19 protein-coding genes are annotated in these 25,283 nt (G+C 72.9%); 16 read left to right on the top strand and 3 right to left on the bottom strand.

Annotated features, from left to right (window positions below; genetic code table 11):
• Positions 1-508: 508 nt before the first annotated feature.
• From ACFY3J_RS01170 to holA, 5 genes are all read left to right on the top strand, one after another.
• Positions 509-1,291 (top strand): helix-hairpin-helix domain-containing protein, encoded by a 783-nt coding sequence (locus ACFY3J_RS01170; RefSeq protein WP_390839989.1) that lies wholly within the window; start codon positions 509-511, stop codon positions 1,289-1,291.
• A gap of 238 nt (positions 1,292-1,529) precedes the next feature.
• A complete protein-coding gene (locus ACFY3J_RS01165; protein WP_390839739.1) occupies positions 1,530-3,989 on the top strand; it encodes a ComEC/Rec2 family competence protein in 2,460 nt (819 codons plus the stop codon).
• 207 nt (positions 3,990-4,196) lie between these two features.
• On the top strand, positions 4,197-5,078 hold the full coding sequence (locus ACFY3J_RS01160) for a YceI family protein (RefSeq protein WP_384173265.1): 882 nt from the start codon (positions 4,197-4,199) through the stop codon (positions 5,076-5,078).
• Positions 5,079-5,160: 82 nt separating this feature from the next.
• Positions 5,161-5,406 (top strand): hypothetical protein, encoded by a 246-nt coding sequence (locus ACFY3J_RS01155; RefSeq protein ID WP_384173268.1) that lies wholly within the window; start codon positions 5,161-5,163, stop codon positions 5,404-5,406.
• A gap of 91 nt (positions 5,407-5,497) precedes the next feature.
• Complete coding sequence (gene holA / locus ACFY3J_RS01150; protein ID WP_384173271.1) at positions 5,498-6,487, top strand: DNA polymerase III subunit delta; 990 nt, start codon at positions 5,498-5,500, stop codon at positions 6,485-6,487.
• A 259-nt stretch (positions 6,488-6,746) separates the two neighbouring features.
• Here the strand turns inward: holA and rpsT are convergent, their stop codons facing one another.
• Positions 6,747-7,013, bottom strand: a complete 267-nt coding sequence (rpsT, locus tag ACFY3J_RS01145) for a 30S ribosomal protein S20 (protein WP_225075100.1) — start codon at positions 7,011-7,013, stop codon at positions 6,747-6,749.
• 220 nt (positions 7,014-7,233) lie between these two features.
• On the opposite strand from rpsT, the gene lepA reads away from it, so the two are divergent.
• The 4 genes from lepA to hemW all read left to right on the top strand — a co-directional run bounded on the left by lepA (position 7,234) and on the right by hemW (position 14,742).
• On the top strand, positions 7,234-9,102 hold the full coding sequence (gene lepA, locus ACFY3J_RS01140) for a translation elongation factor 4 (RefSeq protein ID WP_384173275.1): 1,869 nt from the start codon (positions 7,234-7,236) through the stop codon (positions 9,100-9,102).
• 271 nt (positions 9,103-9,373) lie between these two features.
• Positions 9,374-11,248 (top strand): AMP-dependent synthetase/ligase, encoded by a 1,875-nt coding sequence (locus tag ACFY3J_RS01135; RefSeq protein WP_390839736.1) that lies wholly within the window; start codon positions 9,374-9,376, stop codon positions 11,246-11,248.
• 236 nt (positions 11,249-11,484) lie between these two features.
• The gene (locus tag ACFY3J_RS01130) at positions 11,485-13,437 is read left to right on the top strand and encodes a SpoIIE family protein phosphatase (protein WP_384173281.1); all 1,953 of its coding nucleotides are present in this window, start codon (positions 11,485-11,487) and stop codon (positions 13,435-13,437) included.
• Between the two features lie 72 nt (positions 13,438-13,509).
• Positions 13,510-14,742 carry a radical SAM family heme chaperone HemW gene (gene hemW, locus ACFY3J_RS01125; protein WP_384173284.1) on the top strand — a complete coding sequence of 411 codons (1,233 nt, stop codon included), beginning with the start codon at positions 13,510-13,512 and terminating at the stop codon, positions 14,740-14,742.
• 103 nt (positions 14,743-14,845) lie between these two features.
• Here hemW and ACFY3J_RS01120 read toward each other — a convergent pair whose 3' ends face one another.
• On the bottom strand, positions 14,846-15,661 hold the full coding sequence (locus ACFY3J_RS01120; RefSeq protein ID WP_384173287.1) for a DUF3097 domain-containing protein: 816 nt from the start codon (positions 15,659-15,661) through the stop codon (positions 14,846-14,848).
• 32 nt (positions 15,662-15,693) lie between these two features.
• The gene (locus tag ACFY3J_RS01115; protein ID WP_384173290.1) at positions 15,694-16,437 is read right to left on the bottom strand and encodes an MBL fold metallo-hydrolase; all 744 of its coding nucleotides are present in this window, start codon (positions 16,435-16,437) and stop codon (positions 15,694-15,696) included.
• Positions 16,438-16,638: 201 nt separating this feature from the next.
• On the opposite strand from ACFY3J_RS01115, the gene hrcA reads away from it, so the two are divergent.
• The 7 genes from hrcA to ACFY3J_RS01080 all read left to right on the top strand — a co-directional run bounded on the left by hrcA (position 16,639) and on the right by ACFY3J_RS01080 (position 25,279).
• Positions 16,639-17,655, top strand: a complete 1,017-nt coding sequence (hrcA, locus tag ACFY3J_RS01110) for a heat-inducible transcriptional repressor HrcA (RefSeq protein ID WP_384173293.1) — start codon at positions 16,639-16,641, stop codon at positions 17,653-17,655.
• Positions 17,656-18,792, top strand: coding sequence for a molecular chaperone DnaJ (gene dnaJ, locus ACFY3J_RS01105; RefSeq protein WP_384173296.1), 1,137 nt, complete (start codon positions 17,656-17,658; stop codon positions 18,790-18,792).
• Between the two features lie 225 nt (positions 18,793-19,017).
• The gene (locus ACFY3J_RS01100) at positions 19,018-20,106 is read left to right on the top strand and encodes a nitronate monooxygenase (protein WP_390839731.1); all 1,089 of its coding nucleotides are present in this window, start codon (positions 19,018-19,020) and stop codon (positions 20,104-20,106) included.
• Positions 20,103-20,843, top strand: coding sequence for a 16S rRNA (uracil(1498)-N(3))-methyltransferase (locus tag ACFY3J_RS01095; protein ID WP_384173301.1), 741 nt, complete (start codon positions 20,103-20,105; stop codon positions 20,841-20,843). Before ACFY3J_RS01100 ends, ACFY3J_RS01095 begins: the two co-directional genes overlap by 4 nt.
• A 92-nt stretch (positions 20,844-20,935) precedes the next feature.
• Entirely contained in the window at positions 20,936-21,517 is a 582-nt protein-coding gene (locus ACFY3J_RS01090; protein WP_390839729.1) for a hypothetical protein, read from the top strand.
• A gap of 110 nt (positions 21,518-21,627) precedes the next feature.
• Positions 21,628-24,831: a S41 family peptidase gene (locus ACFY3J_RS01085; RefSeq protein ID WP_390839727.1), complete on the top strand. Its 3,204-nt coding sequence runs from the start codon at positions 21,628-21,630 to the stop codon at positions 24,829-24,831.
• Positions 24,832-24,925: 94 nt separating this feature from the next.
• Complete coding sequence (locus ACFY3J_RS01080; RefSeq protein WP_384173309.1) at positions 24,926-25,279, top strand: histidine triad nucleotide-binding protein; 354 nt, start codon at positions 24,926-24,928, stop codon at positions 25,277-25,279.
• Positions 25,280-25,283: the final 4 nt, after the last annotated feature.

Raw genomic sequence — 25,283 nt, 5'->3', positions numbered from 1 at the left:
GGGGAGGACGGGCGTGGCTGCCGTGGGCCCGCTTGCGTCGGGTGGTGCGGCGCCGCCTGTCCTGGCCGACGCCGTCACTGCCACGAGTGAGCCGAGCGCGGCGGTCGTGGGTCCGCCTGCGGCGGTGGATGGCACGGATACGACTGCCCTGGGCGATGGGGGTTTTGTCGCCGTGCGGGAGGTGGGCCCGGCTGTGGCGGCCGGTGGTGGGCTGATCGGCGTGGGCCGGGCAGCCGCAGCCGGAGCCTCTGCTGCGGCGGTGGGCCTGGGCCCGGCGGCCGTGGTCGGCGGCGGGGCGACTGGCGTGGCCGGTGGCGACTCGGCCGCCGTGGTCGATGTTGGCCCGGCTGCGGTCGTCGACGGGGGTTTGGCGGACGTGGGTCCGTCTGGCGCGCGCCGCGTGAGCCCCGCTGCCGTGCGCGAAGTCAACTGCCCGACCACGGCGGTTGGGGCGGGCCCGGTGCCGGCCGGCCGGAGGGGCGCGGCCAATCCCGCTGTGCGGGGCGCCGTGGAGACGGGCGGCGATACCGAGTCGGAGCCCGTCCGTCCTGCCGGGGTGCCGGACTGGCGGGAGCAGACCGGGGCCGCGGTGCGCGAGCGCATGCCGTTGTGGTTGCAGACACGGTGCGGGCTGGAGCGCAGGAACGTGGTGGCGCTCACCGTGCTGTTCGCCGTCGCCGCGCTCCTTGCCGTGCAGCACTTCTGGACCGGCCGTACGCAGGCGGTCCAGGCACCCGAGGTGGTGCGGGCCGTGGCTCCCCACGAGGACCAGGGGCAGGACAAGGCCACCACGGCCGGGGCGCCGGTCACCGCGCGGGGTGCTCCGGCGTCCCCTGGCACGGAGATCGTGGTGGACGTCAGCGGCAAGGTCCGGCGCCCCGGAATCCAGCGCCTGCCGGCCGGGTCGCGGGTAGCCGACGCCCTCCAGGCGGCCGGCGGGGTGCGTCCCGGCACCCGTACCGACGGCCTCAACCGGGCCCGCTTCCTGGTGGACGGCGAACAGGTCGTCGTCGGCGGCCCGGCCCCCGCCGCCGTACCCGAGGCGCCCGGGGCGGGCCTCTCCGGCGCCGCCGGTACGGGTGCCGCGGGCACGTCCACGGCCCCGGTCTCCCTCAGCACGGCCACCGCTGACCAGTTGCAGACCCTGCCCGGCGTCGGTCCCGTGCTGGCCCGGCGCATCATCGACTACCGCACGCAGCACGGCGGCTTCCGCTCGGTGGACCAACTGCGTGAGGTCAGCGGCATCGGCACGCGCCGCTTCGCCGATCTGCGGGACCTGGTCAGCCCGTGAACCCCGATACCGACACCGGCACCGACGCCGAGCGAGGTCCCGCGCCGCCCGGCCGCCCCGCCCCTGCCGAGCCCCCATCCACCCGGATCCACCCCCGCCCCGCGGTGCACGCCGCCTCCGGCAAGCGACTGGCAACGCCCATCCCCGGCAGGAAGGACCGGCAGACCTCCGGCTCGTCCCGCCCGCCCTCGCGGCCTGGGCGACGGCGGCCGTGGCGTTGGATGCCTCCACGGGCCGAGTGACCGGCTTCGTGATCGCCTGCCTCGCCGCTGCCGCCGTACTCCTGGCAGGTCGACGACGCGGAAGCCGTGGAACGCTCACGGCCGGGCAGTCGCCCGCTCCTGCCACCGGACGGTCCCGGGCGCGTGCCTCCTGGGCGCGTGCCTCCGCTGCCGCCGCGCTGCTGGGCGCCGCCGCGGCCGCCGTGTCCGCCGGGCTCCACGGGGCGGACGTGCGGCGAGGTCCGGTGCCCGCTCTGGCACGGCAGTTCGCCACGGTGACCGCCGAGGTGGAGCTGACCTCCGACCCCCGCCTCACCCGCCCCCGGATCCGCGGCGACCATCAGGCGCCTCCCTCCGTACGGATGGACGCCGAGGTGCTGCGCGTCGACCGAGCCGGCTCGACGGCGGCCGTGGTGACCCGGACTCCGGTGCTGATCCTCGTCAACATCGGCTCGCAGACGGCGGCCCGTGTCGGGGACCCGTCGGGAAGACCGGGACGCTCGCTGGACGGGCACGACACGCACCCTGCGGAAGGGGCACAGCTCTCGCCCTGGCTCGGGTTGCTGCCGTCCACGCGGCTGAGAGTGACCGCGCGGCTGTCGCCCCCGATGACGGGCGGCGACCGGATCGCGGCGGTCCTCCGGGTCCAGGACAGGGCGCCGCCCGAGGTGGTGGCGGAGCCGTCCGCGCCACAGCGACTGGCGGGCCGGCTGCGTGCCGGGCTGCGGGCGGCGACCGACGGCCTGCCGGGGGACGCGCGGGCGCTGCTGCCGGGCCTGGTCGTCGGGGACACCTCGCGGATCACCCCCGAACTCGACGAGGCGTTCAAGGCGACGGACCTCACGCACCTCCTGGCCGTCTCCGGGAGCAACCTCACCATCCTCCTCGCCCTGCTCCTGGGGCCACCGGGCCTGGCCCAGCGAGTGGAGCGCCGCGGCCTGGCACCGCGGCTGGGCCTGCCCCTGCGCGGCACCGCGCTGTCCGGGGCGGCGCTCACTCTGGGGTTCGTCGTCGTGTGCCGGCCCGACCCGAGTGTGCTGCGGGCCGCGGCCTGCGGAGCGGTGGCGCTGCTCGCCCTCGCGACCGGGCGCCGCAGATCGCTGCTCCCCGCCCTGGCGACGGCCGTACTGCTGCTGGTGCTCTACGACCCGTGGCTGTCGCGCAGTTACGGCTTCCTGCTGTCGGTGCTGGCCACCGGAGCCCTGCTCACCCTCGCGCCCCGCTGGAGCGCGGCGCTGCAACGGCGTCGGGTCCCCGCCAGGGCGGCCGAGGCGCTGGCCGCGGCGGCAGCGGCGCAGGCGCTGTGCGCGCCCGTCGTCGCCGTGCTGTCGGCCCGGGTGAGCCTGGTGGCGGTGCCGTGCAACCTGCTCGCGGAGGCCGCAGTCGCGCCCGCCACCGTGCTCGGTTTCGCGGCGCTGGCGACGGCACCGGTCGCCATGCCGGTGGCGAAGACGCTGGCCTGGTGCGCGGGTTGGCCGACCGGGTGGATCGCGGACGTGGCCCGGACCGGGGCGGCCCAGCCCGGCGGGGGAGTGGACTGGCCGGACAGCTGGACCGGGGCACTGCTGCTGGCCCTCGTCACGGTGGTGGCCGTGCTCGTGGGCCGGTGGCTGCTGAGACACCCCTGGCTCTGCGGGGTCTGCGGGGCGCTGCTCCTCCTGGTGGTCGTGCAGCCGCCGCCACTGACCCGGGTGATCACCGGCTGGCCGCCGCCCGGCTGGCGGTTCGCGATGTGCGACGTGGGCCAGGGTGACGCGACGGTGCTCGCGGCGGGCCGCGGCGCCGGTGTGGTCGTGGACGCCGGACCCGACCCGGTACTGGTGGACCACTGCCTGCGCAAGCTCGGCGTCACCAGGGTCCCGCTGGTCGTACTGACCCACTTTCACGCCGACCACGTGGCCGGCCTGCCGGGCGTACTGCGCGGACGCGCGGTGGGCGCCATCGAGACGACCGGTTACGAAGAACCCGCACAGCAGGCCGAGTTCGTACGGAAGGAGGCAGCCCGTCGCGGCATCCCACTCACCCGTGCCGGTGCCGGGGAACAGCGCGGTACCGGTGACCTGACCTGGCAGGTGCTGTGGCCGCCACCGCCCCCCGCACCAGACCCGGACGGACCCAACGACGCCAGCGTCACGCTGCTCGTCCACTCCGGCGGACTGCGCCTGTTGCTCCTGGGCGACCTCGAACCCCCGGCGCAGCAGGCGCTGTTGAACTCCCCGATGAGCGCGCGACTGGCGGGAGTGGACGTGCTCAAGGTCGCCCACCACGGCTCGGCGTACCAGAGCCCGGACCTGATACGCGTGGCGGCCCCGCGCCTGGCCCTGATCTCCTGTGGCGCGGACAACACCTACGGGCACCCGGCCCCTCCCACCGTCGCGGCCCTGCGCGCGCTGGGCGCGGTGGTGCTGCGCACGGACCGGGACGGGGCGCTCGCGGTGACCGGGGCGGGTGCGGGGGTGCGTGTGGCGCGGAACTGAACGCCGGGCATGTGTGCTGATTGTGGTGAAGGTGAGGTGGAAATGTTCATTTTCTGTCAATGAAAAGCCAGTTGATGCTCCTTGTGTGCAGTCCCGTGGCATGTGGCGGATTCTCGTGATGTGGGCTCGTGTTGCCTGGAATGCCCTGTTGGTGATCGAATACTTCTTCGGCAATGGAGATGTCGAGGCATGCATGGGGTGGCGTAGATGTTCGGCCGCTGGCTGGGAAACCGGACGAACCGGGTGCAACAGGCGAGTCCGCTCGCGGCGGTGCAGACGCCGCCCGACGCGGGTGTGTTGAGCTGCCGGGTGCTCGATCCGGTCAACGAACCCGTGACGCATGCCGAGTTCACCGTCACCGACACCATGGGGCGCACGGTGGTCGGCGGCGGCACCGATCCCTACGGGTTGTTCCTGGCGACGGTGCCGGCGGGGGAGTACCGGCTCGCCATCTCCGCGGAGGGGTACACACCGCACCGGGCGACCGTGTTCGTCGGCGAGAACTCGCTGGCCCCGTTGGGCGATGTGACCCTCCAGGTCGCCCAGCCGCCGAACCTGCCGGCACCGGGCGACTGGGAGATAGAGGCGACGCACTCCTCGATCGGCTTCACCGCCCGGCACATCGGGCTGGCCCGGATCCACGGGCGGTTCAACTCCTTCGCGGGAGCGGTGCGGATCTCCGATCCCGTGGAGCGGTCCGCGATGCACGTGGTGATCGACGCGGCGTCCATCGACACGAACGTGCGGATGCGCGACGACCATCTGCGCTCGGCGGACTTCCTTGACGTGGTGAACTTTCCGACGCTCGAGTTCTACAGCGAGCGGTGCGTGCACAGGGGCGGCAGCAGATGGGCCGTCACCGGCGCGCTGTCGCTGCACGGGGTGACGCGTACGGTCACCCTCGACATGGAGTACCTCGGGCTCGGCAACGGCATGGAGGGCGAGGTGCGGGCGGCCTGCCGGGCCACCACCGAGCTGCACCGTGACGACTACACGGTGAGCTGGCAGACCATGCTGGCGCGGGGGATCGCCGTGGTCGGACCGACCATCCAGGTCGCCCTCGACGTGCAACTCGTCCCCAAGGCCTGACGCCCGGCCGGGCACGGCCGTCAGACGCCGCCGGCCGCAGCCCGCCGTCCCTCGTCACGGCGGGCTGCCGGACAATGGCCCCGTGAGCGATGTGAGACACGTGCTGGTGCTGCCCGACCGCGATGCCGCGGAGGAGGTGGCGCAGGCGCTCGCGGAGCGGTTCGCGGTCGACGAGGAGCCGCGGATCGTCCGCGACGCGCTGGCCGGTGAGGACGACGCCGAGGACGCGCAGTGGCTCGTGGTCCTCCGGGACGAGGCGGAACGGCTGGATCCGGCGGAGCTGGACGCGTTCGCGGCGGAGTGGGAGGGCTGGCGCGAGGAGCCCTAGTGCCGCGGCAGGCAACGTCTGCTCGTCAAGGAGCGGCGTCCGGTGCCATGTGCCGGGGGCGTTGTCGGTGGTCCGTGGGATGCTTGTCGCGATGGCCAGGAAGACTGCGAACGACGACCCTCTCGCCCCGGTGACGCTAGCCGTGGGGCAGGAGGACCTCCTGCTCGACCGTGCCGTGCGGGAGGTGGTGGCCGCCGCCAGGGCCGCCGACGCCGACACGGACGTACGGGACCTCACCCCGGACCAGCTGCAGCCCGGCACGCTCGCCGAGCTGACCAGTCCGTCGCTCTTCGCCGAGCGCAAGGTCGTGGTCGTACGCAACGCGCAGGACCTGTCGGCCGACACGGTCAAGGACGTCAAGGCGTATCTGGGGGCGCCCGCCGAGGAGATCACACTGGTGCTGCTGCATGCGGGCGGCGCCAAGGGCAAGGGCCTGCTCGACGCGGCGCGCAAGGCCGGTGCGCGCGAGGTGGCCTGCCCGAAGATGACCAAGCCGGCCGACCGGCTCGCCTTCGTACGGGGCGAGTTCCGCGGGCTCGGGCGCTCGGCCACGCCGGAGGCGTGCCAGGCGCTGGTCGACGCGATCGGCAGCGATCTGCGGGAGCTGGCGTCGGCGGTGACGCAGTTGGTCGCGGACATCGAGGGGACGATCGACGAGGCCGTCGTCGGCCGCTACTACACCGGCCGGGCCGAGGCGTCCAGCTTCACGGTCGCCGACCGGGCCGTCGAGGGGCGGGCGGCGGAGGCGCTGGAGGCGCTGCGGTGGTCGCTGGCCACCGGCGTGGCACCGGTGATGATCACCAGCGCGCTCGCCCAGGGTGTGCGGGCGATCGGGAAGCTGTCCTCCGCGCGAGGCGGCCGTCCGGCCGACCTGGCGCGGGAACTCGGCATGCCGCCCTGGAAGATCGACCGCGTCCGGCAGCAGATGCGCGGCTGGACCCCGGACGGCGTGGCCGTCGCTCTCCGTGCGGTGGCCGAGGCCGACGCGGGCGTCAAGGGCGGCGGCGACGACCCCGAGTACGCCTTGGAGAAGGCGGTGGTCATCATCGCCCGGGCGGCCCGCTCCAGAGGACGCGGCTGAGACGGCCCGCGCCACCCCACCTCGAAGGCCCCGGCCTCCCTTCACGTTCCGCGACACGCCGAAGACCCCGCCGTTCTCCCTGGGGAAAGGGAGTGCGGCGGGGTCTTCGGTTCACGCTGTTCGGTTCCGCGCCCGCGTGGCGAACGCAGGCCGCGCGCGGATCCGGGGGTGCCGGTCGGGGGCGGATGAGAGAGGGCCCGCCCTCGGTCCTTCCGGCCAAGTCGGATCCCGGAGGATCCGTTCAGATCAAGGAAGGGGCTCAGCCCTTGAGGGCCGTGACCTTGGTGGCCAGCGCCGACTTCTTGTTGGCGGCCGCGTTCTTGTGGATGACGCCCTTCGAGACGGCCTTGTCGAGCTGACGCGCGGCAGCGCGCTGGAGCTCGGTGGCCTTCTCGACGTCACCCGCGGCAGCGGCCTCGCGGGCCTTGCGGATCGCGGTCTTCAGAGAGGACTTGACGGCCTTGTTGCGCAGCCGCGCCTTCTCGTTGGTCTTGTTCCGCTTGATCTGGGACTTGATGTTCGCCACGAATGAGCCTTTTCAGGTTCTGGTACGGGGCCGCACGGGTCCCGTACCGGTGATTTCTTGGGTTGTGCCTCGCGCGTAGAGGGCATGAGACACAGTCGCCCAGGCTACCAGTGGCCCGCTGGGCGGCCCAAACCGGTCGCCGGTCCCCACCCGTGGGACCATGGAAGCTACGTATCGTTCCGACCCGAGGCATAAGGCGCCTCAAGAAACAGGACCCTGCGTGCCCGCGACCCCTGACAACGTGCCCGAGCCGAGCCGTACCGCCCCGGCTCTGATCCGCAACTTCTGCATCATCGCGCACATCGACCACGGCAAGTCCACGCTCGCCGACCGGATGCTCCAGCTGACCGGGGTGGTCGAGCAGCGGCAGATGCGCGCCCAGTACCTCGACCGCATGGACATCGAGCGCGAGCGCGGCATCACGATCAAGTCCCAGGCGGTGCGTCTGCCGTGGGCTCCCACCCACGACCCAGGCAACACGCACATCCTCAACATGATCGACACCCCGGGGCACGTCGACTTCACCTACGAGGTCTCGCGGTCGCTCGCCGCCTGCGAGGGGACCATCCTGCTCGTCGACGCGGCCCAGGGCATCGAGGCCCAGACCCTCGCCAACCTCTACCTGGCGATGGAGAACGACCTCACGATCATCCCGGTCCTCAACAAGATCGACCTGCCGGCCGCGCAGCCGGAGAAGTTCGCCGAGGAGCTGGCCAACCTCGTCGGCTGCGAGCCCGGCGACGTGCTGAAGGTCTCCGCCAAGACCGGTCTCGGCGTCGAGGCGCTGCTCGACCGGGTGGTCAAGGAGATCCCGGCCCCGGTCGGCGTCGCCGACGCCCCCGCCCGCGCGATGATCTTCGACTCCGTCTACGACTCCTACCGCGGTGTCGTGACGTACGTCCGTGTCATCGACGGTCAGCTCGGCAAGCGCGAGCGGATCCGGATGATGTCCACCGGCGCCACCCACGAGCTGCTGGAGATCGGCACCAACTCCCCGGAGATGCTTCCGGCCGACGGTCTCGGCGTCGGCGAGGTGGGCTACCTGATCACCGGGGTGAAGGACGTCCGTCAGTCCAAGGTCGGTGACACCGTCACCAGCCAGCACAAGGGGGCCGAGGAGGCGCTGGGCGGCTACAAGGACCCCAAGCCGATGGTCTTCTCCGGCCTGTATCCGCTGGACGGCTCCGACTACCCCGAGCTGCGCGAGGCGCTGGACAAGCTTCAGCTCAACGACGCCGCCCTGGTCTACGAGCCGGAGACCTCCGCCGCCCTCGGTTTCGGCTTCCGCGTCGGCTTCCTCGGACTGCTCCACCTGGACGTGATCCGCGAGCGGCTGGAGCGCGAGTTCGGGCTCGACCTGATCGCCACCGCCCCCAACGTGGTCTACCGCGTGGTGATGGAGGACGGCACCGAGCACACGGTCACCAACCCCAGCGAGTTCCCCGAGGGGAAGCTCGCCGAGGTGTACGAGCCGGTCGTGCGGGCCACGATCCTCGCGCCCACCGAGTTCATCGGCGCGATCATGGAGCTGTGCCAGACCCGCCGCGGCACCCTCCTCGGCATGGACTACCTCTCCGAGGACCGCGTGGAGATCCGCTACACCCTCCCGCTCGCCGAGATCGTCTTCGACTTCTTCGACCAGCTGAAGTCCAAGACCCGCGGCTACGCCTCCCTGGACTACGAGCCCACCGGCGAGCAGAGCAGCTCCCTGGTCAAGGTCGACATCCTGCTGCACGGCGACAAGGTGGACGCCTTCTCGGCGATCACCCACAAGGACCAGGCGTACGCGTACGGCGTGCGGCTCGTGGCCAAGCTCAGGGAGCTCATCCCGCGGCAGAGCTTCGAGGTGCCCGTCCAGGCGGCCATCGGCTCCCGGGTGATCGCCCGCGAGACCATCCGCGCGATCCGCAAGGACGTCCTCGCCAAGTGCTACGGCGGTGACATCTCCCGGAAGCGGAAGCTGCTGGAGAAGCAGAAGGAGGGCAAGAAGCGCATGAAGATGGTGGGTTCCGTGGAGGTTCCGCAGGAGGCCTTCATCGCGGTGCTCTCCAGCGATGACAGCGCGGGGTCGGCCAAGGGCAAGAAGTGACCGCCCGGTAGCCCGGGGCGTGCGGCCGTTACCCGGTGAACCGGGTGAAAATGGGGCCCGTCGTGCGAAAGCGCGGCGGGCCCTCGCGCATCCGCGCGGTAGCTCTCTGTGGGAAGTGGCGGAGCGCTTCCCCTTACGCGGTGGCCGGTCGCACCTTAGTCTGATCCTGCTCGTTGGTTACTCGTGAGTTAAGCAACAGTCCGAACCACCACACGTGAGTCACCCCAGCCGCAAAGAGCCAGCCGCACTGTCGCGGGCCCCGGAGGATGTCGTGAGCGACGCACAGACCCTGATCGAGAACCGTCCGCCGTCCGTGGCGGCCCTCTTCCTGGAGCGTGTGGCGGCGACACCGGACGCCGAGGCCTACCGCTACCCCGTACCCGCGGCCTCCGGCGAGGGCCCGGACGACTGGAAGTCGCTGAGCTGGGCGCAGTCCGCCGAGCGGGTCTACGCGATCGCGGCCGGACTCATCGAACTGGGCGTGCGGCCGGAGGAGCGGGTCGCGCTCGCCTCCGCCACCCGTGTGGAGTGGCTGCTGGCCGACCTCGGCATCATGTGCGCGGGCGCGGCCACGACCACCGTCTACCCGCAGACCAGCGCCGGCGAGTCGGCCTTCATCCTCTCCGACTCCCAGAGCCGGGTGCTCATCGCGGAGAACGCCGAGCAGCTGGCCAAGGCCGAGGAGAAGCGCGCCGAGCTGCCCGAGCTGCACCACGTCGTCGTCATCGACGCGGACGGCGTCGAGACCGGCGAACGGGTGCTCAGCCTGGCCGAGCTGGAGCGGCGCGGCGCCGCGTACCTGGACGAGCACCCCGAGCTGATCAAGGAGCGGGTCGGCGCGATCACCAAGGACCAGCTCGCCACCCTCATCTACACCTCCGGCACCACCGGCCGCCCCAAGGGCGTCCGGCTGCCGCACGACAACTGGTCGTACATGGCCAAGGCCATCGCCGCCACCGGGCTGGTCGGCGCCGACGACGTGCAGTACCTGTGGCTGCCGCTCGCGCACGTCTTCGGCAAGGTCCTCACCTCCGGCCAGATCGAGGTCGGGCACGTCACCGCCGTGGACGGGCGCGTGGACAAGATCATCGAGAATCTCCCGGTCGTCCAGCCGACCTACATGGCGGCCGTCCCGCGCATCTTCGAGAAGGTCTACAACGGCGTCGCCGCCAAGGCCCGCGCAGGCGGCCCGGCCAAGTACAAGATCTTCCAGTGGGCCGCCGAGGTCGCCCGCGAGTACGCCAAGGTCACCCAGGACAACTTCAAGCGCACCGGCACCCGCTCCGCGCCCTTCGGCCTGGCCGCCAAGCACAAGGTCGCCGACGCGCTCGTCTACGCCAAGATCCGCGAGGCCTTCGGCGGCCGGCTGCGCGCCTGCATCTCGGGCAGCGCCGCCCTCGCCCCGGAGATCGGCTACTTCTTCGCAGGCGCCGGCATCCACATCCTGGAGGGCTACGGTCTCACCGAGTCCTCCGCCGCCTCCTTCGTCAACCCCGGCGAGGCCTACCGCACCGGTACGGTCGGCAAGCCGCTGTCCGGCACCGAGGTGCGCATCGCGGACGACGGCGAGATCCTGCTGCGCGGCCCCGGCATCATGGAGGGCTACCACAAGCTGCCCGAACAGACCGCCGAGGTGCTGGAGGCCGACGGCTGGTTCCACACCGGCGACATCGGCGAGCTCTCCCCGGACGGCTATCTGCGCATCACCGACCGCAAGAAGGACCTCATCAAGACCTCCGGCGGCAAGTACATCGCGCCCGCCGAGGTCGAGGGCCAGTTCAAGGCGGTGTGCCCGTACGTCTCCAACATCCTGGTGCACGGCGCCGACCGGAACTTCTGCACCGCGCTGATCGCCCTCGACGAGCCGGCGATCCTGGAGTGGGCCAAGGAGAACGGCCTGGAGGGCAGGCCGTACGCCGAGGTCGTCGCCGCGCCGCGGACGGTCGAGATGGTCGACGGCTACGTCAGGCAGCTCAACGCGGGCCTGCAGCGCTGGCAGACCGTCAAGAAGTTCCGCCTGCTGCCGCGCGACCTCGACGTCGAGCACGGCGAGATCACCCCGAGCCTGAAGCTGAAGCGGCCCGTGGTGGAGCGGGAGTACAGGCATCTGATCGACGAGATGTACGCGGGCGCGCGTGAGGCGTGATCACTGAGCCGGCCCGGCCGGTGAACTCCCCGCGCTCCTCGGGGGCGCGGGGACGATCACGAATACGTTCACGGGCGCTCGGATCTGTCCGTCTTTGATCACTCCGGTAGCGCAGTTCTCGTGGTTCTCATGCAAGGCGGCACACTTCGGTAACTCCTTGCTTATGGACGCAGTCGGTCTGTCACCCTGTCGGCATCGACCGAACCGATTCGTCCGGACCGCCCGGGGAGCCGCAGATGGGGGTCATTCCCACGCAGCGGGAGACCGCCTCCCGTGCCTCCGAGGTACCCGTGCACGCGTCCGGCACGGCCGCGCACGCCGCGGGGGCATGCCCGCGGACGCACGCGACACTGCCCGGGGGCTCCCTCGCGCCCGGCGCCGCCCGCGCGCGGCTGCGCGCCGCGCTGACCGAGTGGACGGACCTCGGGTTCGAGATCGGCGAGCGACTGGCCGAGGACGCCCTGATCGTGGTCAGCGAACTGGTCACCAACGCCGTCGTGCACGCGGGCACCGACGTCGAGCTGACCTGCCGGCTGGAGCCGGAGACCGGCGCCTGCGTGGTCGAGGTGTGCGACCACCACCCCTCGCGGGCCCTCCGCGACCACGGCTCCGGGGAACCGCACGAAACCCCGGAGTACGGCCGCGGCCTGCGGCTCGTCGCGACGCTCTGCGAGGCGTGGGGCGTCACCTACCGGGCCGGCGCCAAGACGGTGTGGGCGCGGCTGCCCGCCGAGGCCGGCCCGGCGGAGGAGGACGAGGACGCGGCGTACGGCGTGGAACGCGGGCTCGGCACCGCCGAGGTCCTCGCGCCCGCGCCCCAGGGCGCCGGGCGGGACCGGGACTGGCTGGGGCGCGGCGCGCTGTCCTTCCTCGCGGAGGCCTCCGACCTGCTCGCCGGACAGCTCGACGAGGACCTGGTCGCCTCGCTCACCGGACAGCTGCTCGTACCCCGGCTGGCCGACTGGTGCGCGGTGTGGCTGGAGGACGAGTCCACCGGCCGGTGGGGACCCTCGCGCTGGAGCGGAGCCGAGGGCGGCGGAGGCTGGAACGACGGGACCGGCGCGGCCGGGCCGCGGCTCGCCCGTGTCTGGCACGGCAGCGAGGGCCGGATCGAGGAACTGCGCCGAGTCCTGGAGAAGGACCCGCCGCGCCCCACCGACGGCCTGCGGTCCGGGCCCGCCGCCCATCCCTGGCCCGGGGAGGCACTCGGCCCGCACGCGGCCCACGGCGCGGCGCTGGCGTACCGCCTGATCGCAGGCGGCCGTCCGCTGGGCACGCTGGTCATCGGGCGGACCGGGCTGCTCCGCTTCCCCGACGAGGTCACCGGGCTGATCGAGGACCTCAGCCGCCGGGTCGCCCTCGCCATCGGCGCGGCCCGGCAGTACGCCCGCCAGGCCACCATCAGCGCCGTGCTCCAGCGCGGCCTGCTGCCCGGCGCGGTGGCCGAGATCCCCGGTCTGCGCAGCGCGCTGGTGTACGAGCCGTGCGACAAGGGCGGCCCGAGCGGTGACTTCTACGACCTCTTCCCGGCCGGCCACGGCCGCTGGTGCTTCGCCGTCGGCGACGTGCAGGGCAAGGGTCCCGAGGCCGCCGTCGTCATCGGGCTCGCCCGCCCCTGGCTGCGGCTGCTGGCCCGCGAGGGCTACGGCGTCGCCGACGTCCTGGACCGCCTCAACCAGCTCCTCCTCGACGACGCCACCGAGGCCTCCGACGCCGCCGCGCGCGCCCTGGTGGCGGCCGGCGGACGCACCCCGGTCCCCGTCGACACCCAGACCCGGTTCCTGTCCCTGCTGTACGGCGAGCTGGTCCCCTTCGACGGCGGCGTGCGCTGCACCCTCGCCTCCGCCGGGCACCCGCTGCCGCTGGTCCTCGGGCGCGAGGGCGGCGTCCGCACGGTGGCCCGGCCGCAGGCGCTGCTCGGGGTGATCGAGGACGAGACGTACGCCTGCGAGACCTTCGAGCTGCGGCCGGGTGACACCCTGCTGTGTGTCACCGACGGCGTCACCGAGCGGCGCTCCGGCTCCCGCCAGTTCGACGACGGCGACGGCCTCGCCACGGCCCTCGCCGGCTGCGCCGGGCTCGACGCGGAACCGATCGCCGAGCGCATCCGCCGACTCGTGCACGACTTCGGCACGGGCCCACCGGAGGACGACCTGGCCCTGCTGGTACTCCAGGCCGAATGCGACTAGCGCACCGCACCGCCCACCCTGGCCCCAGTTCTGCGGGCCGGGCTTCTTTCGTGGTGCTGGACAATGGGAGGTATGCCTTCCGCACTTCCCGATGGTGAGTCCGTTCCCGATGACGGTGCGCTGCCCGTGGACGCGCTCGCCGGGGCGGCCGACCGGCCCCTCGGGTTCTATCTGCACGTCCCCTACTGCGCGACCCGCTGCGGCTACTGCGACTTCAACACGTACACCGCCACCGAGCTGCGCGGCACCGGCGGGGTGCTCGCCTCCCGTGACAACTACGCCGGGACGCTGACCGACGAGGTCCGCCTCGCCCGCAAGGTGCTCGGCGACGACCCGCGCGAGGTCCGCACGGTCTTCGTCGGCGGCGGCACGCCCACGCTGCTGGCCGCGGACGACCTGGTGCGGATGCTGGGGGCGATCCGCGACGAGTTCGGCCTCGCGGCCGACGCCGAGATCACGACGGAGGCCAACCCGGATTCGGTCGACCCCGCCTACCTGGCCACGCTCCGCGAGGGCGGCTTCAACCGGATCTCCTTCGGCATGCAGAGCGCCCGGCAGCACGTGCTCAGGATCCTCGACCGCACGCACACGCCCGGCCGCCCCGAGGCCTGTGTGGGCGAGGCCCGCGCCGCCGGCTTCGAGCACGTCAACCTCGACCTGATCTACGGCACCCCAGGCGAGTCCGACGACGACTGGCGGGCCTCGCTGGACGCGGCCCTCGGCGCCGGCCCCGACCACGTCTCGGCGTACGCCCTGATCGTGGAGGAGGGCACCCAGCTCGCCCGTCGGATCCGGCGCGGGGAGATCCCGATGACGGACGACGACGTGCACGCCGACCGCTACCTGATCGCCGAGGAGACGCTGACCGCGGCGGGCTTCGAGTGGTACGAGGTGTCCAACTGGGCCACCTCGGAAGCCGGCCGCTGCCTGCACAACGAGCTGTACTGGCGCGGCGCCGACTGGTGGGGCGCGGGACCCGGCGCGCACAGCCACGTGGGGGGCGTGCGCTGGTGGAACGTGAAGCATCCGGGGGCGTACGCGGCAGCCCTGGCGGCAGGCCGCTCCCCGGGCGCCGGCCGGGAACTCCTTACGGAGGAGGACCGCCGGGTGGAGCGCATCCTGCTGGAACTGCGGCTGCGGGAGGGCGTCCCGCTGGACCTGCTGCGCCCGGACGGCCTCGCCGCGTCCCGGCGCGCGCTGTCCGACGGGCTGCTCCAGGAAGGGCCGTACGAGGCGGGGCGTGCCGTGCTCACCCTGCGGGGCCGGCTGCTGGCGGACGCGGTGGTGCGGGATCTGGTGGATTGATCACTCCACAAGGGACAGCAGAGGACGAAGTTCGGCGATCCGCTGACACTCGATGCCCTCGGTATCGAACTCGACACCAGCCGATTCGGCACGTTGCCCGACGTCAAGCCCCACCGCTGGCCGTTGCCGTGACGAAATCGATCAGCTCCTCCACCCGCCCGAGCAGCTCCGGCTCCAGGTCCTTGTAGGACCGCACGTGGGACAGGATCCGCTGCCAGGCCGCGCCCGTGTTCTCCGGCCAGCCCAGGGCGCGGCACACACCCGTCTTCCAGTCCTGGCCGCGCGGGACGCGGGGCCAGGACCCGATCCCGAGCGAGGAGGGCTTCACGGCCTCCCAGACGTCGATGTAGGGGTGGCCGACCACCAGCGCGTGCTCGCTGGTCACCGACTCGGCGATGCGCCACTCCTTGCTGCCGGGCACCAGGTGGTCCACGAGGACGCCGAGGCGGGCGTCCGGACCGGGCGCGAACGCCTCGACGATCGCCGGCAGGTCGTCCACGCCCTCCAGGTACTCCACGACCACGCCCTCGACGCGCAGGTCGTCGCCCCACACCTTCTCGACCAGTTCGGCGTCGTGCCGGCCCTCGACGTAGATGCGCCCGGCGCGGGCCACGCGCGCGCGTGCCTCGGGCACGGCGACCGAACCGGATGCCGTACGGGTGGGCCGTACCGGGCCGGACGACGGCTTCACCAGGGTGACCACCCGGCCCTCCAGCAGGAAGCCGCGGGGCGCGAGCGGGAACACCCGGTGCTTGCCGAAACGGTCCTCCAGTGTCACCGTGCCCGCCTCGCAGCGGATCACCGCCCCGCAGAAGCCGGTCCCGGGCTCCTCCACGACCAGACCCGGCTCGGCGGGAACCTCCGGCACGGGCCGGGGCTTCTTCCAGGGCGGAGTGAGGTCGGGCGAATACTGGCGCATTCGAGTGACGATATGGACAGGCCCGAGTCCGATCAGGACGACACGCCGAAGCGCGCGGCCAGGGCGTCCCGCTGGGCGCGGACGAAGGCGGCGTCCACCACCGCTCCGTGACCGGGAACGTACAGAGCGTCCTCGCCGCCGAGCGCCAGCAGCCGGTCGAGGGCGGCGGGCCACCGGGACGGCACGGCGTCCGGGCCCGCCTGGGGCTCGCCGGACTCCTCGACCAGGTCCCCGCAGAACACCACGGTCGGGTCGCCCGGCACCACCACCGCGAGATCGTGCGTGGAGTGCGCCGGGCCCATGTTCGCCAGCAGCACCTCCCGCCCGCCACCGAGCCGGAGGGTGAGCCGGTCGCGGACCTCGCGGCCGGGCCGTACCAGGGCGTCCGCCGCCTCCTCGGCCGCCTTGGCGTCCAGCCCCTGGCGCACCGCGTCCCCGCGCAGCTCAGCGCGCTCACCGCTGTCACCGAACACCGCGTCCGCGCCCTCGGCGGCGAAGATCTCCGCGCCGTCGAACTCCGCCGCCCCGAAGATGTGGTCGAAGTGGGGGTGGGTGAGCGCGAGATGTGTCACATCACCACCGGCGAGCGCCCGCGCCCACGCACGCAACCGTGCGCCCTCCGCGTGGCTCGAACCCGCGTCGACCATCAGCGCGGCGCCCTCCCCGACGACCAGCCCGGCCGTGCAGTCCCATCCGGGCAGGCGGCACCGCCCCACCCCGTCCGCCAGCCGTTCCCATTCCAGTTCTTCCCGAGGGGCTTCCCGCGCATCCGTCATGGGGCGACGCTAGCGGTGATGCCTGCCGGGTACGACATCCCGGCCGATCCCGGGTGATCCCGGTCCCGACCTCGTAGTCCGTCGCGGCCCGGCCTTGCCGGGGGCGTACCCGGCGGCCGTACACTGGGCCGGGTAGAGCTGGCACTCGTATGCGCAGAGTGCCAGGCGGGTGGCCGAGGAACGACCCTGGAGGTGTGCGCGATGCTCAGCGAGCGGCGGCTTCAGGTGCTGCGCGCCATCGTCCAGGACTACGTCGGCACCGAGGAGCCGGTGGGCTCCAAGGCCCTCACCGAGCGGCACAGCCTGGGCGTCTCACCGGCCACGGTCCGCAACGACATGGCGGCCCTGGAGGACGAGGGCTACATCGCCCAGCCGCACACCAGTGCCGGCCGTATCCCCACCGACAAGGGGTACCGCCTGTTCGTCGACAAGCTGGCCGAGGTCAAGCCGATGACCGCGCCCGAGCGGCGTGCCATCCAGAACTTCCTCGACGGCGCCGTCGACCTCGACGACGTGGTGGCCCGCACGGTACGGCTGCTCGCCCAGCTGACCCGGCAGGTCGCCGTCGTGCAGTACCCGTCGCTGACCCGTTCGACCGTGCGGCACGTGGAGCTGCTTGCCCTCGCGCCCGCGCGCGTGATGCTCGTGCTGATCACGGACACCGGCCGGGTCGAGCAGCGGATGGTCGACTGCCCGGCGCCCTTCGGGGAGACCTCCCTGGCCGATCTGCGGGCGCGGCTGAACAGCCGGGTCGCGGGCCGCCGTTTCACGGACGTCCCGCACCTCGTGGAGGACCTGCCCGACGGCTTCGACGTCGAGGACCGGGGTACGGTCTCGACCGTGCTGTCCACCCTCCTGGAGACGCTCGTCGAGGAGAACGAGGAGCGGCTGGTCATCGGCGGCACCGCCAACCTCACCCGCTTCGCGCACGACTTCCCGCTCACGATCCGGCCCGTTCTGGAGGCGCTGGAGGAGCAGGTCGTGATGCTGAGGCTGCTCGGTGAGACGCAGAATCCGGGCATGACCGTGCGCATCGGTCACGAGAACGCCCACGAAGGACTCAACTCCACGTCCATCGTGTCGGTCGGCTACGGTTCGGGCGGCGAGGCAGTGGCCAAGCTCGGCGTGGTCGGACCGACCCGCATGGATTACCCGGGAACGATGGGAGCGGTACGCGCAGTGGCACGGTACGTCGGACAGATCCTGGCGGAGTCGTAGGTGGCCACGGACTACTACGCCGTTCTCGGCGTGCGCCGTGACGCGTCGCAGGAAGAGATCAAGAAGGCCTTCCGGCGGCTCGCGCGCGAGCTGCACCCGGACGTCAACCCGGATCCGAAGACCCAGGAGCGGTTCAAGGAGATCAACGCCGCCTACGAGGTGCTCTCCGACCCGCAGAAGAAGCAGGTCTACGATCTCGGCGGCGACCCCCTCTCGCAGGCCGGCGCGGCCGGCGCGAGCGGCTTCGGGGCCGGTTCCTTCGGGAACTTCTCCGACATCATGGACGCCTTCTTCGGCACGGCGTCGCAGCGCGGACCGCGTTCGCGCACGCGCCGGGGCCAGGACGCGATGATCCGGCTCGAGGTCGAGCTGGACGAGGCGGCCTTCGGTACCACGAAGGACATCCAGGTCGACACGGCCGTCGTCTGCAACACGTGCAGCGGCGAGGGCGCGGCCCCGGGCACCACCGCGCAGACATGTGACATGTGCCGCGGCCGGGGTGAGGTCTCGCAGGTCACCCGGTCCTTCCTGGGCCAGGTCATGACGTCGCGTCCGTGCCCCCAGTGCCAGGGCTTCGGCACGGTGGTGCCCACCCCGTGCCCGGAGTGCGCCGGCGACGGCCGCATCCGCGCCCGCCGCACCCTGACCGTGAAGATCCCGGCCGGTGTGGACAACGGCACGCGCATCCAGCTCGCGGGCGAGGGCGAGGTCGGCCCCGGCGGCGGCCCGGCCGGCGACCTGTACGTCGAGATCCACGAGCTGCCGCACTCGACCTTCCAGCGGCGCGGCGACGACCTGCACTGCACGGTCACCATCCCGATGACCGCGGCGGCCCTCGGCACCAAGGTGCCGCTGGAGACCCTGGACGGCCTGGAGGAGGTCGACATCCGCCCGGGCACCCAGTCCGGCCAGTCGATCCCGCTGCACGGCCGGGGCGTCACGCACCTGCGCGGCGGCGGCCGGGGCGACCTCATCGTCCACGTCGAGGTCCAGACCCCGACCAAGCTCGACCCCGAGCAGGAACGCCTGCTGCGCGAGCTCTCCAAGCTGCGCGGCGAGGAACGCCCACAGGGGCAGTTCCAGCCGGGGCAGCAAGGTCTGTTCTCGCGGTTGAAGGACGCGTTCAACGGTCGTTGAGGCGGGGCTGGGGTCGGCCGGGGGTCCCCGGGGGTTGTCCCCCGGGCAGGCACGGTCAGCCGGGGCAGCAAGGTCTGTTCTCGCGGTTGAAGGACGCGTTCAACGGTCGTTGAGGCGGGGCCGGGGTCGGCCGGGTTCGGTGGTTGGGTCGGAAGGGATTCCTCCGGCATATGTCGGAGGTCGCCCGGATTCGGACCCGTCAGGAGGACGTGACAACATGCCGTCATGTCCTCCGCACTGACCGATCTCTTCCCGCACCCGATCGTGCAGGCGCCGATGGCGGGCGGTCCCGCGGTGCCGCCGCTCGCCGCGGCGGTGTCCGATGCCGGCGGACTGGGATTCCTCGCCGCCGGTTACAAGACCGCCGACGGCATGTACCAGGAGATCAAGCAGCTGCGCGGACTGACCGGCCGCCCCTTCGGCGTCAACGTGTTCATGCCGCAGCCGGAGAGCGCCGAGACCGGCGCCGTCGACCTCTACGCCCACCAGCTCGCCGGCGAGCCCGGCTGGTACGAGACCGAACTCGGCGACCCGGAGTCCGGACGCGACGACGGCTACGACGCCAAGCTCGCCGTGCTCCTGGACGACCCGGTGCCGGTCGTCTCCTTCCACTTCGGCGTGCCCGCCCGCGAGGTCGTGGACTCCCTGCACCGGGTCGGCACCTTCGTCCTCGCCACCGCCACCACCACCGAGGAGGCGCTCGCCGTGGACCGCTCGGGCGCGGACGCGGTGATCGCCCAGGGCGTGGAGGCCGGCGGCCACCAGGGCACCCATCGCGACCTGCCGGAACAGAGCGGCGCCGGGATCGGCGTGCTCTCGCTCGTCGCACAGATCCGTGAGGCGGTCGCCCTGCCGATCATCGCCACGGGCGGCATCATGCGCGGCAGCCAGATCGCCGCCGTGCTCGCGGCGGGCGCCAGTGCCGCCCAGCTCGGCACGGCCTTCCTCGCCACCCCCGAGTCCGGCGCGCACGAGCTGCACAAGCAGGCCCTCACCGACCCGGTGTTCCCGCGTACGGAGCTGACCCGGGCCTTCTCCGGGCGGCCGGGCCGCGGACTGGTCAACCGCTTCATGCGGGAGCACGGCCCGTACGCGCCCGCCGCCTACCCGGAGGTCCACCACCTCACCGCGCCGCTGCGCAAGGCGGCCGCCAAGGCGAAGGACGCGCAGGGCATGGCGCTGTGGGCGGGCCAGGGCCACCGGATGGCCCGCGAGCTGCCCGCCGGGCAGTTGGTGGAGGTGCTGCTCGCCGAACTCGACGCCGCACGGGCGGCACTGGCGGCCGGGTATGCGGCAGGAGGTGACGTGCGATGACCGCGCCGGTGTTCGTCGTGGACGAACTGAAGGCAATCGGAACGGAGTTCGTGCTGGAGGGCCCCGAGGGGCGGCACGCGGTCTCGGTCAAGCGGCTGCGGCCGGGCGAGGACGTGGTGCTCACCGACGGCCGCGGGCGCTGGATCGAGGGCGTGGTCAGGGCCGCCGAGGGCAAGGACCGGCTGGTGGTCTCGGACCTGGCGTCCCTCGTCGAGGAACCGCCGGAGTCCCCCCGTATCACCGTCGTCCAGGCCCTGCCCAAGGGCGACCGCGGCGAACTCGCCGTGGAGACCATGACCGAGGTCGGCGTGGACGCGATCGTGCCGTGGGCCGCCTCCCGCTGTATCACGCAGTGGAAGGGCGACCGGGGTCTGAAGGCGCTCGGCAAGTGGCGCGCGACCGCCCGCGAGGCCGGCAAGCAGTCCCGCCGGGTGCGCTTCCCCGAGGTCGCGGACGCGGCGACGACCAAACAGGTTGCCGCACTTCTGGCCGAAGCCGACTTCGCCGCCGTGCTCCACGAGAGCGGTGAGGAACGTCTGGCCACCGTCGAACTCCCCGCCCAGGGCGACATCGTGCTGGTCGTCGGTCCCGAAGGCGGGGTGTCACCCGAGGAACTGGCGCGGTTCAGGGACGCGGGGGCGAAGGCGTACGTGCTCGGCCCCACCGTGCTGCGCACCTCCACCGCCGGCACGGCGGCCGCCGCCCTGCTGCTGGGCCGTACCGGCCGCTGGTCCTGACCGGCAGGGCCGCATGAGCGCGGGCGCGCGCGGCGCGCGTGTGGCCGTATGCGCTCTACCGCGCCGGGCGTGGCGGTGGCAGGCTGCCGTACATGGGGGCATCGAGGCGGATTCGGCACCTGCCGCGCGGGCGGCGGGTGAGGGCCGTGGCGGTGCTCGCGGTGGTCGCCGCGGGCGGGGCCGTCGCATGTGAACCCGGCGGGCTCAACGCCGCGTCGGCGGCGTCCACGACCGACGTGACGGCGACGGCGGAGCTGAACCGGCGTCACACGTCGGTGAGTTGGCTCAGCTGCATAGGCAGGGACGACGGCGGACGGACGCGCACGGCGGGAAACCAGGGGAACCAGTCACCGTCGGCGTCCGAGACCACCGTGGTCTCCGTGGACTGCCAGGGGGAGACGAAGGACGGCCGGAAGATCTCCGTCACCGGGAAGGTCACCCGAGCCGTCGACGGAGCCTGTGTGCGCGGGGACCTGACCGCCAAGGTGGGCGGCAGGGTCTTGTTCCACGTGGGCGGCCTCGGCAACTGCGACGCCACGACCGCGCCGGCGTACCGGCCGCCCGTCACCTACCGGCCCACCCGTGGTCAGCCGGAGCCGGGGGTCACGGTGACCGTCACACGGACGATCTGGTGCCAGGGTGATCCCACCTGCTGGCCCGTCCGGGGCAAGTGAGGCCGCACCGCCGCCGGTTCGCGTGCGGGGGAGCCATCCGACCCCTGTCCGTCGCCGCCGCCCCTGCGTAGGGTGATCACGTGACTCAGCCCGCATCGTCTCCGTCGCCCGTGTCATCCGTATCGTCCGCCTCCTCCGCGTATCTCCGGTTCCCGCATCTGCGCGGCGAGTTGGTCGCCTTCACCGCCGAGGACGACGTGTGGCTCGCGCCGCTGGACGGCGGCAGGGCCTGGCGGGTCAGCGCCGACAACGTGCCGGCGAACCACCCTCGTATCTCGCCCGACGGCACCTTCGTCGCCTGGACCTCCACCCGTGACGGCGCTCCCGAGGTGCACATCGCCCCGGTCGCCGGCGGTCCCGCCAAGCGCCTGACGTACTGGGGGAGTTCGAAGACCCAGGTGCGCGGCTGGACCCCGGACGGCGAGGTCCTCGCGATCAGCACCCAGGGCCAGGCCAGCCTGCGCCGCACCTGGGCGCGCGCCGTCCCGCTCGACGGCGGACCGGCAACCACCCTGCCGTACGGGCCCGTCGGCGATGTCGCCCACGGTCCGCACACCGTCCTGCTGTCCGCGCCGATGGGCCGCGAGGCGGCCTGGTGGAAGCGGTACCGGGGCGGCACGGCGGGCAAGCTGTGGATCGACCGTGAGGACACCGGGGAGTTCGTCCGGCTGCACGACGACCTGGACGGCAACCTCGAATACCCGCTGTGGGTGGGGGAGAGGATCGCGTTCCTCTCCGACCACGAGGGCACCGGCGCGCTGTACTCCTCCCTCGCCGACGGCTCCGACCTGCGTCGGCACACCCAGTTGGACGGTTTCTACGCCCGGCACGCCGCCACCGACGGCACCCGGGTCGTCTACTCCAGCGCCGGTGAACTGTGGCTGCTGGACGATCTGGACGGCGCCGAGCCGCGCCGGATCGACGTCCGGCTCGGCGGGCCGCGCGTCGACCTCCAGCCGTATCCGGTGAACGCCTCCCACTGGTTCGGCTCGGCGGCCCCCGACCACACCGCGCGCGGCAGCGCGGTCGCGGTGCGCGGCGCCGTCCACTGGGTCACCCACCGCTCCGGTCCCGCCCGCGCGCTCGCCGCCGAGCCCGGCGTACGCACCCGGCTGCCGCGCACCTTCCGCGCCGAGGGCGAGGAGGGGGTGGTGTGGGTGACGGACGCCGAGGGCGACGACGCCCTGGAGTTCGCGCCCGCCACCGGCCTGGCGCCCGGCGCGACCCCGCGCCGGCTGGGCGCCGGGCAGCTCGGCCGCGTCCTGGAACTCGCCACCGCCCCCGACGGCAGCCGCGTCGCCGTCGCCTCGCACGACGGCCGGCTGCTGCTCGTCGAACGCGAGAGCGGCGAGGTGCGCGAGGTCGACCGCAGCGAGCACGGGGACGTCGGCGACCTCGCCTTCTCGCCCGACTCCGCCTGGCTGGCCTGGACGCACCCCGGGCCGCGCCCCCTCAGCCAGCTCCGCCTCGCCAACACCACCGACCTGTCGGTCACCGAGGCGACCCCGCTGCGCTTCCGGGACCACGCGCCCGCGTTCACCCTCGACGGCAAGCACCTCGCCTTCCTCTCCCACCGCTCCTTCGACCCGGTCTACGACGAGCACGTCTTCGACCTGGCGTTCGTGGAGAGCTCCCGCCCGCACCTGATCACGCTCGCCGCGGCGACCCCCTCACCGTTCGGCCCGCAGCGGCACGGCCGGCCCTTCGAGGCACCCGACAAGGAGGAGACCCCGGACAGCGAGGGGGTCCCGGCGACGCGGATCGACCTGGAGGGCCTGGCCGACCGCATCGTGCCGTTCCCGGTCGAGGCCGCCCGCTACTCCAACCTGCGCGCCGCCAAGGACGGCGTGCTCTGGCTCAGGCACCCGGTGCGCGGTGTTCTCGGCGCCGCCCGCGCCACGCCCGACGATCCGGACCCGAAGACCGAGCTGGAGCGCTACGACCTCGTCCAGCAGCGCATCGAGCACCTCGCCGCCGACGCCGACCACTTCGCGGTCAGCGGCGACGGCAAGCGGGTCCTGCTGTGGACGGACGGCAAGCTCAAGGTCGTGCCCAGCGACCGGCGCGCCTCCGGCGACGAGGACAGCGACTCCAACATCACCGTCGACCTCGGCCGGGTCCGGCAGACCGTCGACCCGGCCGCCGAGTGGCGGCAGATGTACGAGGAGACCGGCCGCATCATGCGGGACCACTTCTGGCGGCCGGACATGGGCGGTGTCGACTGGGACGGCGTCCTCGACCGCTACCGGCCCGTCCTGGACCGGATCGCCACCCACGACGACCTGGTCGACCTGCTCTGGGAGGTGCACGGCGAGCTGGGCACCTCGCACGCCTATGTCATGCCGCCCGGCGGCTTCGGACACGGCACCCGGCAGGGGCTGCTCGGCGCGGACATCTCCCGGCACGGGGACGGGAGTTGGCGGATCGACCGGATCCTGCCCTCGGAGACGTCCGACCCGGACGCGCGCAGCCCGCTCGCCGCTCCCGGCGTCGCGGTGCGCGCCGGGGACGCGATCGTCGCGGTCGGCGGCCGCCCGGTCGACCCGGTGGCCGGCCCCGGCCCGCTGCTGGTCGGCACGGCGGACAAGCCGGTCGAACTGACCGTCCTGCCGGCCGGCGGGGGCGACCCGCGGCACGCGGTCGTGGTCCCCGTCGCCGACGAGGAACCCCTGCGCTACCACGCGTGGGTGGCCGACCGCCGCGCCTACGTCCACGAGCGGTCCGGCGGCCGCCTCGGCTACCTGCACGTACCGGACATGCAGGCCCCCGGCTGGGCGCAGATCCACCGCGACCTGCGCGTGGAGGTGGCCCGCGAAGGGCTCGTCGTCGACGTCCGTGAGAACCGCGGCGGCCACACCTCCCAGCTCGTGGTGGAGAAGCTGGCCCGGCGGATCGTCGGCTGGGACCTGCCGCGCGGCATGCGGCCGGAGAGCTACCCGATGGACGCGCCCCGCGGCCCGGTCGTCGCCGTCGCCAACGAGTTCTCGGGATCCGACGGCGACATCGTCAACGCGGCGATCAAGGCGCTGGGCATCGGGCCGGTCGTCGGCACCCGCACCTGGGGCGGCGTGATCGGCATCGACAGCCGCTACCGCCTGGTCGACGGCACGCTGATCACCCAGCCCAAGTACGCCTTCTGGCTGGAGGGTTACGAGTGGGGCGTGGAGAACCACGGGGTGGACCCGGACGTCGAGGTCGCGCAACGCCCGCAGGACCACGCGGCGGGCCACGACGTCCAACTCGACGAGGCGATCCGCCTCGCGCTTCAGGCGCTCCAGGAGACGCCCGCGAAGACACCGCCGTCCCTGCCGTGACCGTCCGGGGGCCGAGCCCCCCGGACCCGGCCGGATCCGCGCGCCCTGGATACCATGCCCCCGTACCCGATCAACCCGGCGTGAGGAGCACCGCATGGCAGGGGAACCCCAGGGCGACTGCCTGTTCTGCAAGATCGTCGCGGGACAGGTCCCGGCCACGATCGTCCGCGAGACGGAGACGATCGTCGCCTTCCGGGACATCAACCCCCAGGCGCCCACCCACGTCCTGGTGATCCCCAAGGCGCACTACAAGGACGCCGCGGTCCTCGCCACCGAGGCTCCCGGACTCGCCGCGGACGTCCTGCGCGAGACACAGGCGATCGCCGACGAGGACAAGCTGGACAGCTACCGCATCGTGTTCAACACCGGTTCCGGCGCGGGCCAGACCGTCTGGCACGCCCACGCGCACGTCCTCGGCGGCCGCGGCCTCGAGTGGCCCCCCGGGTAGGCCG

It is taken from the genome of Streptomyces sp. NPDC001231, from assembly GCF_042896885.1.
Classification (GTDB): domain Bacteria; phylum Actinomycetota; class Actinomycetes; order Streptomycetales; family Streptomycetaceae; genus Streptomyces.
The sequence above is the reverse complement of the archived record's forward strand: the minus strand, read 5'-3'. Positions and strand labels throughout refer to the sequence as shown.

Excerpts from the sequence above, each read along its gene's own strand:
- ACFY3J_RS01130 (WP_384173281.1), top strand. The coding sequence starts at position 11,485 with ATGGGGGTCATTCCCACGCAGCGGGAGACCGCCTCCCGTGCCTCCGAG.
- ACFY3J_RS01080 (WP_384173309.1), top strand. The coding sequence starts at position 24,926 with ATGGCAGGGGAACCCCAGGGCGACTGCCTGTTCTGCAAGATCGTCGCG.
- hemW (WP_384173284.1), top strand. The coding sequence starts at position 13,510 with ATGCCTTCCGCACTTCCCGATGGTGAGTCCGTTCCCGATGACGGTGCG.
- hrcA (WP_384173293.1), top strand. The coding sequence starts at position 16,639 with ATGCTCAGCGAGCGGCGGCTTCAGGTGCTGCGCGCCATCGTCCAGGAC.
- ACFY3J_RS01095 (WP_384173301.1), top strand. The coding sequence starts at position 20,103 with ATGACCGCGCCGGTGTTCGTCGTGGACGAACTGAAGGCAATCGGAACG.
- ACFY3J_RS01100 (WP_390839731.1), top strand. The coding sequence starts at position 19,018 with ATGTCCTCCGCACTGACCGATCTCTTCCCGCACCCGATCGTGCAGGCG.
- ACFY3J_RS01090 (WP_390839729.1), top strand. The coding sequence starts at position 20,936 with ATGGGGGCATCGAGGCGGATTCGGCACCTGCCGCGCGGGCGGCGGGTG.
- ACFY3J_RS01115 (WP_384173290.1), bottom strand. The coding sequence starts at position 16,437 with ATGACGGATGCGCGGGAAGCCCCTCGGGAAGAACTGGAATGGGAACGG.
- holA (WP_384173271.1), top strand. The coding sequence starts at position 5,498 with ATGGCCAGGAAGACTGCGAACGACGACCCTCTCGCCCCGGTGACGCTA.
- ACFY3J_RS01160 (WP_384173265.1), top strand. The coding sequence starts at position 4,197 with ATGTTCGGCCGCTGGCTGGGAAACCGGACGAACCGGGTGCAACAGGCG.
- ACFY3J_RS01120 (WP_384173287.1), bottom strand. The coding sequence starts at position 15,661 with ATGCGCCAGTATTCGCCCGACCTCACTCCGCCCTGGAAGAAGCCCCGG.